Annotated in this window: 16 protein-coding genes; 10 read left to right on the plus strand and 6 right to left on the minus strand. The window is 46.9% G+C overall.

Going from position 1 to position 17439, the window contains the following annotated elements; genetic code table 11:
* The first annotated feature begins 11 nt into the window (after window positions 1-11).
* The 6 genes from hemB to OL444_RS28445 all read left to right on the plus strand — a co-directional run bounded on the left by hemB (window position 12) and on the right by OL444_RS28445 (window position 8798).
* Window positions 12-983, plus strand: coding sequence for a porphobilinogen synthase (gene hemB / locus OL444_RS28420; RefSeq protein WP_264727709.1), 972 nt, complete (start codon window positions 12-14; stop codon window positions 981-983).
* A 38-nt stretch (window positions 984-1021) separates the two neighbouring features.
* On the plus strand, window positions 1022-2308 hold the full coding sequence (gene hemL, locus OL444_RS28425) for a glutamate-1-semialdehyde 2,1-aminomutase (protein WP_264727707.1): 1287 nt from the start codon (window positions 1022-1024) through the stop codon (window positions 2306-2308).
* A gap of 224 nt (window positions 2309-2532) precedes the next feature.
* Complete coding sequence (locus OL444_RS28430) at window positions 2533-2958, plus strand: hypothetical protein (protein ID WP_264727705.1); 426 nt, start codon at window positions 2533-2535, stop codon at window positions 2956-2958.
* Between the two features lie 125 nt (window positions 2959-3083).
* Entirely contained in the window at window positions 3084-4202 is a 1119-nt protein-coding gene (locus tag OL444_RS28435; protein WP_264727703.1) for an efflux RND transporter periplasmic adaptor subunit, read from the plus strand.
* 32 nt (window positions 4203-4234) lie between these two features.
* Window positions 4235-7375: an efflux RND transporter permease subunit gene (locus tag OL444_RS28440; protein ID WP_264727701.1), complete on the plus strand. Its 3141-nt coding sequence runs from the start codon at window positions 4235-4237 to the stop codon at window positions 7373-7375.
* Entirely contained in the window at window positions 7368-8798 is a 1431-nt protein-coding gene (locus OL444_RS28445) for a TolC family protein (protein ID WP_264727699.1), read from the plus strand. Before OL444_RS28440 ends, OL444_RS28445 begins: the two co-directional genes overlap by 8 nt.
* Before the next feature lie 95 nt (window positions 8799-8893).
* Here the strand turns inward: OL444_RS28445 and OL444_RS28450 are convergent, their stop codons facing one another.
* Genes OL444_RS28450 through OL444_RS28460 form a run of 3 tightly spaced genes read right to left on the minus strand, consistent with a single transcriptional unit; the run spans window position 8894 to window position 11276 of the window.
* A complete protein-coding gene (locus OL444_RS28450) occupies window positions 8894-9691 on the minus strand; it encodes a carboxylesterase family protein (protein ID WP_264727697.1) in 798 nt (265 codons plus the stop codon).
* 35 nt (window positions 9692-9726) lie between these two features.
* Window positions 9727-10524: an O-methyltransferase gene (locus OL444_RS28455; protein ID WP_264727695.1), complete on the minus strand. Its 798-nt coding sequence runs from the start codon at window positions 10522-10524 to the stop codon at window positions 9727-9729.
* A gap of 14 nt (window positions 10525-10538) precedes the next feature.
* Window positions 10539-11276: a glycosyltransferase family 2 protein gene (locus OL444_RS28460; protein ID WP_264727693.1), complete on the minus strand. Its 738-nt coding sequence runs from the start codon at window positions 11274-11276 to the stop codon at window positions 10539-10541.
* A gap of 251 nt (window positions 11277-11527) precedes the next feature.
* Here OL444_RS28460 and OL444_RS28465 point away from each other — a divergent pair, with 251 nt between their 5' ends.
* Window positions 11528-12832 carry a hypothetical protein gene (locus tag OL444_RS28465; protein ID WP_264727691.1) on the plus strand — a complete coding sequence of 435 codons (1305 nt, stop codon included), beginning with the start codon at window positions 11528-11530 and terminating at the stop codon, window positions 12830-12832.
* Between the two features lie 134 nt (window positions 12833-12966).
* Window positions 12967-13911 carry a hydrogen peroxide-inducible genes activator gene (locus OL444_RS28470; RefSeq protein WP_264727689.1) on the plus strand — a complete coding sequence of 315 codons (945 nt, stop codon included), beginning with the start codon at window positions 12967-12969 and terminating at the stop codon, window positions 13909-13911.
* Between the two features lie 101 nt (window positions 13912-14012).
* Here the strand turns inward: OL444_RS28470 and OL444_RS28475 are convergent, their stop codons facing one another.
* The 3 genes from OL444_RS28475 to prmA all read right to left on the minus strand — a co-directional run bounded on the left by OL444_RS28475 (window position 14013) and on the right by prmA (window position 16523).
* The gene (locus tag OL444_RS28475; RefSeq protein ID WP_264727687.1) at window positions 14013-14819 is read right to left on the minus strand and encodes a M48 family metallopeptidase; all 807 of its coding nucleotides are present in this window, start codon (window positions 14817-14819) and stop codon (window positions 14013-14015) included.
* Between the two features lie 119 nt (window positions 14820-14938).
* The gene (gene plsY, locus OL444_RS28480) at window positions 14939-15580 is read right to left on the minus strand and encodes a glycerol-3-phosphate 1-O-acyltransferase PlsY (protein ID WP_264727685.1); all 642 of its coding nucleotides are present in this window, start codon (window positions 15578-15580) and stop codon (window positions 14939-14941) included.
* Window positions 15581-15698: 118 nt separating this feature from the next.
* Window positions 15699-16523 carry a 50S ribosomal protein L11 methyltransferase gene (gene prmA / locus OL444_RS28485; protein WP_264727683.1) on the minus strand — a complete coding sequence of 275 codons (825 nt, stop codon included), beginning with the start codon at window positions 16521-16523 and terminating at the stop codon, window positions 15699-15701.
* A gap of 93 nt (window positions 16524-16616) precedes the next feature.
* On the opposite strand from prmA, the gene OL444_RS28490 reads away from it, so the two are divergent.
* Complete coding sequence (locus tag OL444_RS28490; protein WP_264727681.1) at window positions 16617-16799, plus strand: hypothetical protein; 183 nt, start codon at window positions 16617-16619, stop codon at window positions 16797-16799.
* A gap of 46 nt (window positions 16800-16845) precedes the next feature.
* The gene (locus tag OL444_RS28495) at window positions 16846-17421 is read left to right on the plus strand and encodes a hypothetical protein (protein WP_264727680.1); all 576 of its coding nucleotides are present in this window, start codon (window positions 16846-16848) and stop codon (window positions 17419-17421) included.
* The last annotated feature ends 18 nt before the right edge of the window (window positions 17422-17439 follow it).

Raw genomic sequence — 17439 nt, forward strand, 5'->3', positions numbered from 1 at the left:
TGAAGATAATTATGATACGGAGAAACAGAATCTTAAGAACATCTCCTGCCATTCGTGCAATGGTAGCGGAAACAATACTGACACCCAACGATTTTATCGCGCCATTATTTGTAACCGAAGGAGAAAATGTGAAAGAAGAGATCAGCTCAATGCCCGGTTATTTCAGGTGTTCCATTGACCTCACCATTAAAGAGGCCAAAGAATTATGGAGCCTGGGCATTAAAAGTGTGCTGCTGTTTGTGAAAGCACCGGATAGTGTAAAAGATAATAAAGGTACAGAAGCTGTAAACCCTAACGGGTTAATGCAACGTGCCATCCGTAGCATCAAACAGGCGGTTCCTGAAATGGTGATCATGACCGATGTGGCGCTGGACCCCTACTCTTCCTATGGCCATGATGGTATTGTGGAAGGCAATGAGATTGTAAATGATCCTACTGTAGAAGTACTGGCCCGTATGAGCTTAAGCCATGCACAGGCCGGCGCCGACTTTGTAGCCCCCAGCGATATGATGGATGGCCGCATCCTGGCCATGCGTAACCTGCTGGAACAACATGGCTATACCAAAACAGGTATCATGTCCTACAGCGCCAAATATGCGTCCTGCTTCTACGGTCCTTTCCGTGATGCACTGGATTCCGCTCCTGGCTTTGGGGATAAAAAAACCTATCAGATGGATTACGCCAACTCCCGGGAGGCGATTAAGGAAACCCTGATGGATATTGATGAAGGAGCAGATATTATTATGGTAAAACCAGCAATGGCTTATCTGGACATTATCCGCATGCTAAAAGATCGTACAACCGTTCCCGTTAGTGCATACCATGTTAGCGGCGAATATGCCATGATTAAGGCTGCTGCACAGATGGGGTGGCTGGATGAAAACAAGGCCATTCTGGAAAGCATGACCAGCATCAAACGTGCCGGCGCGGATCTGATCGCTACCTACTTCGCGAAAGATGTGGTGAAACTGCTGAATGCGTAATTAAGTATCTTGCATCAAAAAAATAAACCAGCAAACAGATGTACAGCAAAAGCGAAATGTTGTTCGGACAAGCCAGGCAAGTCATTCCCGGCGGTGTTAACTCTCCGGTAAGAGCTTTCAAAAGTGTAGGCGGTAACCCTGTATTTATGCAGCACGCAAAAGGCGCCTACATGTATGATGTGGATGGCAACAAATATATCGACTATATCAATTCCTGGGGGCCTATGATCCTCGGCCATGCCTATGAGCCGGTGGTAAAAGCCATTCAGGAACATGCCGCCTATTCCACCTCTTTTGGTGCACCTACCGCGCTGGAAACAAAGATCGCGGAACTGATTACCAGCATGGTGCCCAACATCGACATGATACGCATGGTCAACTCCGGTACGGAAGCCTGTATGACCGCCATCCGGCTGGCCAGAGGCTATACCGGCCGTAATAAATTCATCAAATTTGAAGGTTGTTACCATGGCCATGCAGATGCATTTCTGGTGAGTGCCGGCAGTGGTGTTGCTACACTCGGTATCCAATCCGTTCCCGGCGTAACAGCTGGCGTAGCCTCCGATACCCTCGCTGCTCCCTATAACAATCTGCCTGCAGTAGAAGAACTGGTAGCCGGTAATAAAGACGAAATTGCTGCCATCATTGTGGAACCGGTAGCCGGTAATATGGGTTGTATCCTGCCACAGGCAGGCTTTCTGGAAGGACTGCGGAAAATATGCGACGAAAACGGCATCCTGCTCATCTTTGATGAAGTAATGACCGGTTTCAGACTTGCCCGCGGTGGTGCACAGGAATTACTGGGTATCAAAGCCGACCTGGTGACCTTCGGTAAAATCATTGGCGCTGGTATGCCGGTAGGTGCAGTAGCCGGACCGAAAGAAATCATGGAACACCTGGCCCCTGCCGGAAAAGTATACCAGGCAGGTACCCTGAGCGGTAACCCGATCGCTATGATTGCCGGTTATACGCTGTTACAGACACTCAACGACAACCCGGTTATCTACGATCAGCTGGAAGAAAAATCCAACTATCTTATCAACGGATTAAAAGAAGCCTTCGGCGCTGCCGGTGTGGTATATAGTATCAATCATATCGGTTCGATGTTAAGTGTTCACTTCACCGAATATCCGATCATCGATTTCACGGCTGCTTCTGCGGCCAATAATGAGCTGTTCAAACGTTTCTTCCATGCCATGCTGGAACGTGGCGTATACTTACCGCCATCTGCCTTCGAAAGCTGGTTTATGACGAATGCGCTCACTACAGAAGACCTGGACACAACCATACAAGCTGCTAAATCTGCCATGCAGGCAATCAAATAGTTAACATTTCAATCCTGTGCTGAGTGGTAAGGGTTGACCTTTAAAGGTCAACCCTTTTTATTTATACCGCGCTAATATAAGCTGGTGGCGGAAAACAGCAGCTGGTACGTTTGCCTGCCACCCTTCCGCAGCCATCCGCACTTCCCACTTGCTGACGGGCTTATTATGCCGTTCAACATAAAGTAATATGCAACTTATATCATAAACTATTAATTTTGCCGGGCATGAACGAACGGATTGCTATATTGAAACGGAGTATGTATGTCTGTTTCCTGCTGTGTTTGCAGCTGGCAACCACTTTTATGCCCGCTCTTGCCGCGCATCGTCACCTGATGCTGCACGAGATCACGGTACAGCAACAGCAGCAGGACGTGTTGCAGAACCTGCTCACCAAACTTCCCGTTCAGCTGGAAGAAGATGACAGCGATACGCCCGATGTAGTACATGCTACCAAACATCGCCGTAAGACACGTTACTATCTGACGGCTTCTTCTCAACAATTCAGTATTGCCACCCGTATTGTCTATCTTGATACAGACAGTATTGCGCAAAGCAATTATATCCCGGAAAACAAAACCGGCGAATACAGTGGCAAAAAAGCCTTTTTACCCGCATATTATACTTTCCTCTTCCGGTTTACGCCATTTTGAGTACTGCCCACAGCCACAGTTGACTTTATTTTTCTAACTATGTTTCAACACCGCTGCAACAGCGGTTGAGACCGTGTTGTGTTGTATTCATTTATTCGCCATTGGCGGAGCAATCTTTTATTTCTATGCGTCAATATACAGGGATTTATACATCGCTGATCGTCCTTTTCATGGCTGGTTGTGCCACCAAAGGCGAAAGCGGAAACCAGGAAGTACTCAAATCATTGCCTGTTACCAAACTGGTAGCAAAAGACACCATGCTTCACCGCTCTTATGTCACCGATATTCAGGCCGTGCAGAATGTGGAAATAAGAGCCCGGGTAAACGGGTTTCTCGATAAAATATATATCGATGAAGGACAGGAAGTAAAAAAAGGACAGCTGCTCTTTGGCATCAATGATGCCGAATACCGCGCAGAACTGGCCAAAGCAAAAGCAGTACTCAGCAATGTAGTGGCAGAAGCCAAAGCCGCAGCGCTGGAACTGGACCGCGTTACATTACTGGTAGACAAAAAAGTAGTAGCCGCTTCCGAACTGGAAGTAGCCAAAGCCCGGCTGGCAGCTGCCCAGGCAAAAATAGACGAAGCCCGCTCCACTGCCGGCAATGCAGAAATGCACCTTTCCTACACCAGTATCCGTGCGCCATTTGATGGCATTGTAGACCGTATTCCGCTGAAAAAAGGAAGTCTCATCAGTGAAGGCACCTTGCTCACTACGGTATCGGATACACGGGAAATATATGCTTATTTTAATGTATCGGAAACAGAATACCTGCAATACAACAAAGCCCTCGCCAAAGGCGATAACAGCTACCGCCAGGTAGGCCTGGTGCTGGCTGATGGCAGTGATTACAGCCATTCCGGCAAAATCGAAACCATGGAAGGCGAGTTCGAAGAAAATACCGGCTCCATTGCTTTCCGTGCCCGTTTCCCTAATCCCTCCAAACTGCTGAAACATGGCGCCAGCGGGAAAGTACGCCTGACCACTGAAATGGACAGCGCCGTTATCATCCCACAGAAAGCTGTGTTTGAAATGCAGGATAAAAACTATGTATTTGTAGTAGATGCCGCTAATAAGGTGAAGATGAAAAACTTTATTCCACAGGCCCGCTTTGCACATTTCTACATCGTTCAATCCGGCCTGCAACCCGGTGAACGTATTGTGTGCGAAGGCGTGCGCAACATCCGTGATGGTATCCAGATCGCGCCACGTGCCGTATCCATGGATAGTTTATTGAGTTTATAATCACCTTGCTTATTAGCTGAAACTACAAATCAATGTTTGATACTTTTATAAAACGACCGGTGTTATCACTGGTCATATCGCTTATTATCACGTTGGTAGGCTTACTGGCCCTGTTTACACTGCCGGTAACCCAGTTCCCCGACATCGTACCTCCTTCTGTTACCGTTACCGCCAAATATACCGGCGCCAACGCAGAAGTATCTGCCAAAGCCGTTTCTACACCGCTGGAACGCGCCATCAACGGGGTGCCCGGCATGACCTACATGTCGTCGGTATCCAGTAACGACGGTATCACTGTCATCCAGGTATTTTTCCAGGTGGGTACCGACCCCGACCAGGCTGCCGTAAACGTTCAAAACAGGGTAGCCACCATTATCGATGAATTACCGGAAGAAGTAATCAAAGCGGGTGTAACCACGGAAAAAGAGGTAAACAGTATGCTGCTTTATCTCAACGTGATGAGTGAAGACACTACGCTCAACGAACAGTTTATCTACAACTTTGCAGACATCAACGTACTGCAGGAACTGAAACGTATTGACGGGGTAGGCCGTGCGGAAATCATGGGCGCCAAGGAATACGCCATGCGTATATGGCTGAAACCCGATCGCATGCTGGCATACAACGTATCTGCGGATGAAGTGATTCAATGCATCCGCAAACAAAATATCGAAGCCGCTCCCGGAAAAACCGGCGAAAGCTCCGATAAAAATCCATTGATGTTACAGTATGTACTGCGTTACACGGGTAAGTTCTTTGAACCGCAGCAATACGAACAGATTGTACTGCGCGCCGGCAACGATGGATCTGTACTGCACCTGAAAGATATTGCCGATGTCGAATTCGGCTCACTCACCTACAGCATGGTGTCTAAAACAGATGGTAAACCTTCTGCTTCCATCATGCTCAAACAAAGACCCGGCTCCAATGCACGTGAGGTGATCAACAATGTGAAACAGAAGATGGAGGAAATGAAAAATACTTCTTTTCCGCCGGGCATGACTTTCAACTTCAACTACGATGTATCCCGCTTCCTCGACGCTTCTATTCATGAAGTAGTACGCACCTTGTTTGAAGCGTTCCTGCTGGTATTCATCGTGGTATTTATATTCCTGCAGGATTTCAGGTCTACCCTTATTCCGGCGCTGGCCGTACCGGTAGCGCTGATCGGTACACTGGCATTTATGCAGATGATGGGCTTTTCCATTAACCTGCTTACGCTGTTTGCACTGGTGCTGGCCATTGGTATTGTGGTAGATAATGCGATTGTGGTAGTAGAGGCCGTACACGTGAAGATGACTGAAGAACACCTGCCGCCGATGGAGGCTACCCTGGCTGCTATGCGGGAAATCAGCGGCGCCCTGGTGGCTATTACCCTGGTGATGTCGGCCGTGTTTATTCCGGTAGCATTCCTCTCCGGTCCGGTGGGGGTATTTTACCGGCAGTTCTCCCTCACACTCGCCATCTCCATTGTGATATCGGGTATCAATGCGGTCACGTTAACGCCTGCACTGTGTGCGATTATGCTGAAAGATACCCATGGCAAGCCACGCAAAAAGAACCTGCTGCAACGTTTCTTCAACACCTTCAATAAAGGATACACCGCTACAGAAAACAAGTATGCGAAACTGATCAGCTTTATTGCCGGCAGAAGATTAATCACGCTGGCCTGTCTCGTATTTTTCTTTGCCGCTACCTGGGGTGTCAGCGCGATCCTGCCTTCCGGCTTTATTCCAACAGAAGACCAGGGTATGATCTATGTAAACGTGACTACACCGCCGGGAGCTACGGTAGAACGTACAGAAGAAGTGCTGGACCAGGTGCAGGCCATTGCGGCGCAGCTGGGCGAAGTGGAATCCGTATCTACCCTGGCAGGTTACAGCCTGGTGAATGAAGTAGCCGGCGCCTCCTACGGTATGGGTATGGTGAACCTGAAACCATGGGAAGCACGCGATGCATCTGTACAGGATATCATTAAAATACTGCAGGAGAAAACAGCCGGTATTGCAGATGCCAGCATAGAATTTTTCCCGCCGCCTACCGTACCGGGCTTCGGTAACTCCAGCGGATTTGAATTACGCTTACTGGATCGCAGCGGTAGCGGAGATCTCCGTCAGACGGCGCAAATCACCAACCAGTTTATTGACGCGTTGAAAAAAAGACCGGAAATAGGCAGCGCCTTTACCAGTTTTGATGCCGATTTCCCGCAATATCTCATTCATGTGGATCAGGCCATGGCAGCGAAAAAAGGCGTAAGCATCGAGAATGCCATGAGCAACCTGCAAACACTGATGGGCAGCTTTTATGCCTCGAACTTTATCCGCTTTGGTCAGATGTACAAAGTAATGGTACAGGCAGATCCGCACTACAGAACCAAACCAGACGATCTGTTGCGCCTCTACGTAAAAAATGACCGCGGTGAAATGGTCTCCTACTCGGACTTTGTGAAACTGGAACGGGTATATGGCCCGGAACAGCTCACCCGCTACAATATGTATACTGCCGCTATGATCAATGGGGATGCCGCCGCCGGCTTCAGTAGCAGCCAGGCGATTGCCGCTGTTCAGGAAGTAGCTGCGAAAGAATTACCTCGTGGCTATAGCTATGAGTGGAGCGGTATGACACGGGAACAGATTCTCTCCGGTAACCAGGCGATCTACATTTTTATCATTGTATTGATATTCGTGTACCTGTTGCTCGCAGCACAGTACGAAAGTTTCCTGTTGCCACTGCCGGTGTTGCTGTCATTACCAGCAGGTATCTTCGGCGCCTTCTTCTCCCTGAAATTACTGGGACTGGAGAACAACATCTATGCGCAGGTGGCGCTGGTAATGCTCGTAGGCTTGTTAGGTAAAAATGCGATCCTGATCGTAGAATTTGCAATTCTCCGTAATAAACACGGGGCTTCTGTACTCAATGCAGCCAAAGAAGGCGCGGTATCCAGGCTGCGCCCTATTCTGATGACCTCCTTCGCTTTCATTGCGGGGCTGATTCCTTTATGTATTGCTTCCGGTGCGGGTGCTATGGGTAACCGTTCTATCGGTACCGCCGCTGCAGGTGGGATGCTTATCGGTACGCTCTTCGGGGTGATCATCATTCCCGGATTATATGTGCTGTTTGCCAGTATGACCAGAAAAAAATCCGTTGAACTTAAAGCTTACACCAATGAATAAACGAATATATCAATATGCTTTATGCGCCTGTCTGGCTACCGGTGCTGCCGCCTGTTCCACACAGAAGGCACTGGTGCTTCCAGAGCGTATAACCGTACCCGTTACTTCCGATAACAACAGCGATACCTTGTCGCTGACAGGTTTTGAACAGGTATTCCAGGATCCGCATCTGCGTAGTCTCATCGACTCCGCCCTGCGGAACAACTACGACCTGTTATCCGCTTCCCAACAGGTTTCTGCCGCTCAGGCGCGGCTCATGATGGCCAAAAATGCGTGGCTGCCGTCTGTCAACCTGGCCCTGGCCGCCGGAGTGGATCATTACGCCGACTATACCCTCAACGGGGTGGGTAACTACGATACCAACCTCTCGCCTAATATCAGCAAGGATCAGCGTATTCCGGGCACAACGCCGGAATACTTCGCCGGTATCCGCAGCAGCTGGGAAATTGACCTGTGGGGTAAACTGAAAAGTCAGCGGCAGGCTTCCTATGCCCGCTTCCTGGCCAGTACCCAGGGACGCAGACTGCTGATCACACAGGTAGTAGCCGGCATCACCGGTTTATACTATGAGCTGATGGCGATGGATAATGAACTGATCATCATCCATCGCAACATTAAACTGCAGGAAGCTGCCGTAGCAACGGTGAATATTCAGAAAGCCGGTGGCAGGGCTACAGAGCTGGCCGTACAACAATTCACGGCCCAGCTGCTGAGTACCCAGGCACTGGAATATGGCGTAAGACAAGAAATTACGGCACTGGAAAATCAGATCAATGCGCTCTCCGGCCGGTTACCACAGCCGACAAAACGCAGTACAGTACAGGATTCCGCCGCGTTGCCACCGATCGTAAAAGGAGGTATTCCGGCGCAGTTGCTGCTGCAACGCCCGGATGTACAACGCGCCGAGCTGGAACTGACCGCTGCCAAAGCAGACGTAAAAGCGGCCAGGGCAGCCTTTCTGCCGGCAATTACCATTACACCTTATGCGGGCTACAATGCCTTCAAGGCGAATCTCCTGTTTCAGTCGCCCGCCTCGCTGGCCTGGGGTGTACTGGGTAATATGACCACCCCCATCTTCAATCAGAAACAGCTCAAAGCACAATATAATATCAGTAAAACAAGCGCCTATACAGCCTTCTACAATTATCAGCAGGCGATTGTAAATGGTTATCAGGAAGTAGCTACGGCGCTGAACAAAGTAGATAACCAGCAACAGGCTTTTACGCTGAAAAGCAAGGAAGTAGGCGTGCTGAAAGAAGCGGTAGCTACCGCTAATATTCTTTTCACTACAGGTTATGCCAACTACCTGGAGGTGATTACGGCACAGAAGAATGTACTGGAAGCAGAACTGGCACTGGTAAGTACCCGTCGTAATGTATACCAGGGAATGGTATCCCTGTATCGTTCGTTGGGCGGCAATTAAGGGAAGACAGGCTATGTAAGGGAGGACGCCTCCTGTTGAAAGCTGTGATACAGCGTTTCAACAGGAGGCGTCTTCTTTGCTCCGGGTCACGGCGCTTATTTCTTTTTATGACTAAAAATCCATCTCATTAAATCCGGTTCTACAAATGCACTGTCCCAGCTGTTGTGGCCTACGCCAGGATACTCGGTATATTTAGGCGCTGCTTTCAGCGCTTTCAGCCGGATATTATATGCACGGGATGCCTCCACAGGTACGGTCATATCTGCTCCGCCATGAAACATCCATACTGGCACTTTACCGGCAAAATCACCGGCAGCATCGGTATTACCGGCGCCACAGATGGGAAAGGCAGCGGCAAACAAGCGGGGGTACCGGGTAATCAGGTAAAATGTTCCCATTCCACCCAGCGACAAGCCGCCGATGTAAACTCTTTTGGGATCTACTTTACCGGTAGCCAGCAGGCTGTCCAGCAATTGCGTCAGTAGCTGAGTGGGCGCAGGGGCGGGTACATCCAGCGGGAAATCAGCCCTGATGACCTTGCCGGTGCTGTCGCGTACCATTTTCATGGGCGCCCAGGTTTCATTGCCCGGACATTGCGGAAACAATACAAAAGCGGGATAACGCTCCCGGATGGTATCGCGCAGGAAAAGTTCCCCGCCATGCAACAGCTGGGCATTGTTATCCCATCCCCTTTCTCCGGCGCCATGCAGGAAGATGACCAACGGGTATTTTTGCTGAATATTGTAATTGGCGGGAGTCAGCAACCGGTATTGCAGGGTCTTACCTTTACGGCTAAACGATTCGCGGCTATAGCTGCTCATATCCTGCGCAGCGGCATGAGTACCGGTTAGCCATAACAGGCATACCAGTAAAAAAAGTTTCAGGATTTGCATAGCGGGAGTTTTTCTCCCTAATATACTACCGGAAGTTAATATTTCAGTGTAAAGTGCTGGGGGATTTTGAAATCCTTCCGGAAGAATACCAACCCGACAAAAAAGAGGTCGATGGTCATAGTTACCTGCGGGTGCGCCTGAATGGTATGCCAGGCTTCCTCCATATCCGGTGTCCAGTGAATATCGTCAAAAATAAAGAGGGAATATTCGTCCGCGAACTGCAGGCATTGCTCGAAATAAGCGATGGTAGGCTCTTTACGGTGATTACCGTCTATATATACCCAGTCGGGTAGTTGCAGTTGTTTGAGTACATCGGGCAGTACGGTATCGAAGTTACCGGTTACCTGGGTGATGTTTTTAATATTAAGGGCCGCAAAGTTCTTGGCTGCCCGGGCTGCTATATTGGGACAGCCTTCAATGGTGTATACTTTAGCGCGGGGAGCAGCCTTGGCCATATAGGCCGTGGATAATCCCATAGAAGTCCCTAATTCCAGGATTCTGCCCGGCTGAAAGTATTGGATCAACCGGTAGAATAACTGCCCGAATTTGGGCTGTTTGGCGGCATATCGGGTAATATCGCTCACCTTTCGTTCATTACCGGTTGATATCAGGGACCCGGCTCCGAGATCGGTTACCTGCAGGGTTTCCTGACTGCGGAGTAATTGTTTGCGCAACGCCTCAATTTCGCCGAAGGCCGCATGCTGTGTTTTATCCCTTAACACCTCTTCAATTAAGGAAAATACAAAAGGGGAATGTACATCATGACGGTTACCTGAAGTAAAACGATACTTCAGGTATTTGCCGGCCAGATTATATTGTTGCGCTAAACTCACTGCTAATACTGTTTTTAATAGATTTTTCCCTTCATAAGGCCCCACATATGCAACCGGTGCTGTAAAGACACCCGCAATACGCCTATTCCATAGATCGCACTGCGTTTGAAGTTGATACTGGAAGCTTCATCAAAGTACTTGGTAGGACACGTAATCTCTGCAATATCGTATCCTTTCATAAATATCTGGGATACCATTTCATTATCAAACACAAAATCATCATCATCTGCCATATAGTTGATATTACGCAACACATCTGCAGAAAACGTTCTATAGCCGGTATGGTACTCGCTGAGTTTCTGACCGATCAGTACATTCTGTACAAAGGTCAGGCAGCGGTTGGCAATGTATTTATAGATAGGCATGCCTCCTTTCAGGGCGCCTTTACCCAGAATCCTCGACCCGAACACCACCGGATACACATCATTGGCGATGATACTGCACATAGCAATGATCAGATGAGGTGTATATTGATAATCGGGGTGTAACATCACCACAATATCCGCACCCAGTTCCAATGCTTTATTATAACAGGACTTCTGATTACCGCCATAGCCCTTATTGTTATCATGGCGTATCAGGTGCTTAATTCCCAGTCTTCTTCCTACCTCTATGGTATCATCTTTACTGGCGTCGTCTACCAATACCACTTCATCCACTATTTCAAACGGGATTTCACGATATGTTTTTTCCAGCGTCAGCGCGGCATTGTAGGCTGGTAATACCACCACAATCTTTTTGTTGTTGAGCATGACAGGTTATTGTTTTGCCTGATAATTATTTGTAGCATTCAGCATGAAATGAAGCCAAATTGGCTGCAAAGGTAAGTTTCCGGTTGGTATTTAAAAATATATTATACAAATATTACCTACATCACTTATCATGATTTAATTTTAACTGTCATTAATTATTATCTTTGGCTCTTGATGCTTTTGGCATCATATTTTCTTAAATTTTTGTTAACAAAAAGCAAAAACAAATGTTCAATCACCTACCGACGGAAATGAAGCCAGATCTACACTTGACAGCTAAGTACGATGTGTCATTACCGTTAGTACACCTGCCCGCGAAACGAAAGTCTGACAAATGGTTGAAAATGCTTCCGGCCACTTTCCTCCTTTTGTTGTGCTGTGCGGCTGCGCAGGCACAGGACCCGGAAATCAAAGCTATCAGCTCTCCCACCATTAAAACACAGGATACCACTATCCGGAAAATTGTAGAGGAATTACAAAGAATTACGGATAACGATAAACAAAACTCCACCGCTATTCAGGCACTGCTGCAGGGAAAAGAAATTGACAATATCAGCAAATATGAGCTGATCAAAAACAATATTGTCAATGCCAGCGAAACCTATTATCTCCTTAATAAAAAGATCATTGACCTGAAATCCCGTACTACTACCAATAACCTGGATGTGTTCATTACTTCCCTGAACAACCCGGAAAGCAAGGCCCTCGGCTTTTCGCTGAGCGACCGGATAGTAGAACTGGTAGAAAAAATCATCTTAAAAAATAAAGGAGAAAAAAACGAGAAGAACTCCAAAATTGTGGAGTCTACCAAGTCCATCATCAACAGCCCGATATTCCAAAGCTTTACTTCTCTTACGCCGCCACTGGCCATCGCCAATTCCGTGATGAACTTCCTGCACAGTGTAAGCGTAAACAACAAACAGATTAATCAGAAATCGCTGCAGGAGTTTGAAAAAGAACTCAACAAATACGTCGTGTATTATACGGCACTGAACGATGCCAACCAGAAATTTGAGTATGGCCTCAATTTCAATAAGGACCAGTTAAGTCTGCTGCAGGACAACCTTTACGATCACCTTTCCTTCACCGCCACTTCCATGAAGTTTCCGGCGCCTCAGAAAAGTAATCAGAGCCTGAGCCAGACCATGAATGAATACTTTTTCGATTTCAAGAAAGAAAAAGTAGTGGATTATTTCAATCAGCTGGAAACCAAATACGCCAAGGGAAAGAGAATTGACTATGAATCCCTGCTGCGCGAAAATCCTAATCTGAAAGAAGTAAATAATCAACTGGAAGACCTGGTACTGCAAACCAAACGGTATGAAAACCTGTACAACGAGTATTTCACCCTGCTGGATTCCTACTATTCAAAAGTAAATAACTCGCTGAAAATAGCCCAGGATAACGGTCTTGCCGACAAAAGCATCATCGATAACAAACAGGCTGAATTCAGGAACCTGAAAACGGAAGCTGTCAGCGAAATACAGGCGTCTATCAACATTCGTGAACTGTACAGCAATACAGAGAAAATCAAATACCGCTACCGGATATTCTAATTTTTCGTTCTCAACAATACTACAGCCGGCTGCTTTATTCCAGGAAATACGTCCTGTAATAAGCCAGCCGGCTTAATTTATTATTTACTTCCTATAGATTATATCAATACCTTTACCGGAATAATATTGAGGACATGACAACCGTACAATTGGAATATATTGTTGCAGTAGAGACCTATCGAAGTTTTGTGATAGCGGCTGAGAAGTGTTTTGTTACGCAGCCCACCTTAAGCATGCAGATACAGAAACTGGAAGATGAACTGGGCGTTAAACTGTTTGATCGCAGTAAATTACCGGTGGTACCCACAGAAATAGGCATCGCCGTCATCTCGCAGGCACGGATAATTCTCAAGGAAAATGCCCGTATCCGGGAGATCATCACCGACCAGAAAAAAGAAGTACAGGGTACCCTGAAAGTAGGTATCATCCCCACACTGGCCCCTTACCTCCTCCCACGTATTCTCACCGGCTTTATGAAAAAATACCCTAAAGTAAAACTGGAAATATGGGAATATCCTACGGAACAAATCATGCAGCAACTGAAACAGGAATTATTGGACTGCGGCCTGCTGGCGACTCCCCTGCACAACCCGCACCTCGAAGAACATCCGTTGTTTTATGAAACGTTTGTGGTATACACGGCTAAAAGCAATCCCTTATTTGAAAAGAAAGTGGTAAGGGCTGATGAACTGGATATAAAAGAAGTATGGCTGCTGAATGAAGGGCATTGCATGCGCAATCAGGTCCTGAATATCTGTAAGGATAAATTCACCGCCGGCGAACATAAAAACCTGGAATATAATACCGGCAGTGTGGAAACGCTGAAAAGAATGGTAGATCTGAACGAAGGTTATACGATTTTGCCGGAGCTGTCATTACAGGATCTGAATACCCGCCAGCTGAACATGGTACGCTATTTCAAAGCGCCCGAACCGGTTCGGGAAATCAGCCTGGTCACCCACAGACATTTCATCAAACAAGCGTTGATAGAAGCTTTCAAGAAAGAAATCTTACAGCATGTGCCAGATAAAATGAAGGTGCAGAAAAATAAAAAAGTAGTAGAGATTATCAACAGTTAAGCTGTTTAATCTAAAGAAAGACGCATTTTCAGGACCATGATACGCGCAGTCAACTGCCCGATATTTTCCTAAAAATGCGTCTTTTTTTTATTTTTATACGCTTATACTCTTCCCGGCTTGTAATAACGCATCGCTTCCGGCATCAGCTGTTGCAGCTTCTGTACACGGGTAGCATCGCTGGGGTGCGTGCTTAAAAACTCCGGTGGTTTCTGTCCACTGCCCATACTGCCCATACGCTGCCAGAATGGAATAGATTCCTGCGGATTATAACCTGCCATCGCCATAAAAATAACACCCAGGTGATCTGCTTCCAGCTCATTGGAACGGGAGAAGGCTAACATGCCCACATTACCACCGATACCAAATGCCTGGTTAAAGATATTCACGGCAGTAGGATTTTTTCCCAATGCTACAGAACCGGCTACCTGTATGCCCTGTGCGAGTAATCCCTGGCTCATACGTTCATTACCATGACGCGCAATCGCGTGGGCTATTTCGTGTCCCATTACACAGGCCAGTGCGGTTTCATTCTGTGTTACCGGCAATAAACCGGTATACACTACAACTTTACCACCCGGCATACACCAGGCATTCACTTCTTTACTGTTTACGAGGTTGAATTCCCATTTGTAATCGGCAATTGTACTGGCCATCCCCTGTTGGTTCATGTATTGCGTTACCGCCGCTGCGATACGCTGACCAACACGTTTTACCATTTCTGCATCTTTACTGGTAGTCTGAGAAACTACTTTGTTTTCAGAGAGAAATGATTGGTACTGCTGCAATGCCATTGATTGCATGGTGCTTTCGGGGATCAGGTTCAACTGGCTCCGACCAGTGATAGGCACACGTGTACATGCTGCCAGTAATCCAAGGCCTGCTGCAAAAAGGAGTACATTCTTTTTCATGGGAGAATTAATTTATTAAAAGTGCTTCAACGAAAAAAGCATAAAGCAAAAAGCATGCACATTCATAGGCAACTGCTTTTAACTTTATGCTTCTTTGCTTATAGCGTTGAGCTTCAGACTTAACTTTTTTCTTTCCTATTCTTAAATAAGGGGACTTTGCTCTCTACACCTTTCAACAATCTCGTAATATTTTTCTGATGTGTTAATACCACCATTAACGCTACTGCTATGGCAAAGATGCGATAAAAGATCTCCGGTTCATTGAAGATATAGAGGATTAAAATAGGAAATGCGATGCTGGCGATGATAGAACTCAGGGATACATACCTGGTTAAAAAGAGAATCATGAGAAATACGCCCACGCAGCACAGGGCTACCAGCGGCTGAATAGCCAGTACCAACCCAAAAAGGGTGGCAATGCCTTTTCCTCCTTTGAAATTAGCCCAGATAGGAAATATATGACCAACTACCGCAGACAGGCCCAGACCAATCTGCAGGTTTACCAGCTGTGTAAGATGTTCCGGATCGAGGTAGTAAGGAGCCAGGTAAGCCAGTCGAACGGCTAACACCCCTTTCAACATATCTACTACCATTACAAAAGTACCTGCTTTGGGGCCTAATATCCGGAAAGTATTCGTTGCACCGGCATTGCCGCTGCCATACTCCCTGATATCCATACCAAAAACGCCTTTACTAACCCATACGGCTGTCGGAACCGAGCCTATCAGATAAGCGCAAAAAAGCAATAAAATTTCTGTCATCACTATAAGTTAGGAATGCTAAGATAACGAATTCTGTGTTAAAATTAAGTGAATATTAGAAAACCAGATAACACAAAAGTTGGATTATCAATGCATTTCATATGATTTTTTTAAGTTATTATGCTACCGGTACGCCCAGCTGCAGTGCCAGCCAGTTATCTTTTTCTATTCTTTTTTCTGCCGTAAACCCGTGTGGGAGCGCAGCTGCCAGGATTTGCGCTTCATCGGAAGGCATGATACCACTCAGCAGCAATTTTCCGCCCGGCTCCAGCAAACGACGCATATCGGCCATGAAACGGAGCAAAATGTTACAGTTGATATTGGCCAGCAGGATATCATACCGGCGGGTAACCGCTTCCAGATTATCTGCCTGCCACACCTTTACCACGTGCATGTTATTATCAGCAATATTCTCCAGGGTATTATTCACCGCCCATTCATCATAATCAATGGCATCTGCTGTGGTAGCACCCATCATTTCTGCCAGGATAGCCAGGATACCTGTTCCCGTACCAAAGTCAAATACGCTTTTTCCGGCAACCGGCAGTGTTTCCATCAGTTTGATCATGGAAGAAGTAGTGGCGTGATGCCCTGTTCCAAAAGCCATCTTGGGCGTGATCACAATTTCGTACACTGGTTTTGGTGTAAATGGCGGATGAAAAGCTGCCCGGATACCACAGAAATCATCGACCTGTACTGGCTGAAAATTACTTTCCCACACTGCATTCCAGTTTACAGGGACAATTGCGTCCTTCGTATAGGTGATACCGTAAGGTTGTAATACCGACTCCAGTGTAGCTTCATTATAATCCGCCTCGGGAATATAACCGATAAGTACATCAGTTTGTTCTTCAAATCCTTCAAAACCGACAGCGGATAGTAGTGCAATCAACAGATCGGTTTGTTCCGCTCCTGCACGCATGGTTATAGCAATGTGTGACATAAGCGGCAAATATAGGGAATTGCCTGTTAACCACATATCAGGGCCGCCAACTCTACCTGTTAATAAAAACTTCGTTCACCTAACCACGACCATATGAGCAAAAAACCCACTCCACCTGTACACGGGTATGACCCCGCCAAAGATCCTTTATACCAGGAACTCCTCGACTTTCTCCGGATGATGGAAAACAACCAACGCCTCGCTGCGCCCTCTCCTGCTGCGGCAAAAGATAAACATCCCCCACATAACGGATCCGCAGGAGCCACGATGCATTAATAGAAATAGTTTTATATTTGATAAATAAATCATATCAAATATACCTATGAAAACGCTCCTTCTCCTGCTGACCGGCATGACGCTGTGCCTTGCTGGTATGGCTCAAACCACAGTGATCAAAGTACAACCGGCCGAACCTCTGACAGACTCGATTACGTACCAGACTGAAAATGTGATGATGGTATTTAAGCGCCAGGACCTGATGGATTATATGATCGGCATGGATACTTCCTTACGCCAGAACAAGTATAATAACCGGACTTTCCGCCATATACAGTTTGTACGACTCAGCCCAACAGATATGGCTTCCCATTTCCGTAAAGCCTATTGTTACCTGGAGGATACCAACAACAAAGATTTTTCTTTCAGCACGGATAAAATGAATATGTTCTGGGCAGAAGACGGGGGTATCTTATTACCTTATGTAGAAGAAATATTACCGGGATTACTGGCCGAAGGCCGTTTGCGGGTAACAGACCGGATGAGCAAAGCTGCACAGCCAGCCTACCGGATGATACAGGAACCAGTGGACAATAACAACTATCGCGTTTTCCGGCTCACCAGCGGTAAAGAAATCTTTCGTGAAAGTACTTTCTGTGTAGAACAGATCACCCGGCGATAAATACTTCCCTGCAGTTAT

It is taken from the genome of Chitinophaga nivalis, from assembly GCF_025989125.1.
Classification (GTDB): Bacteria; Bacteroidota; Bacteroidia; order Chitinophagales; family Chitinophagaceae; genus Chitinophaga; species Chitinophaga nivalis.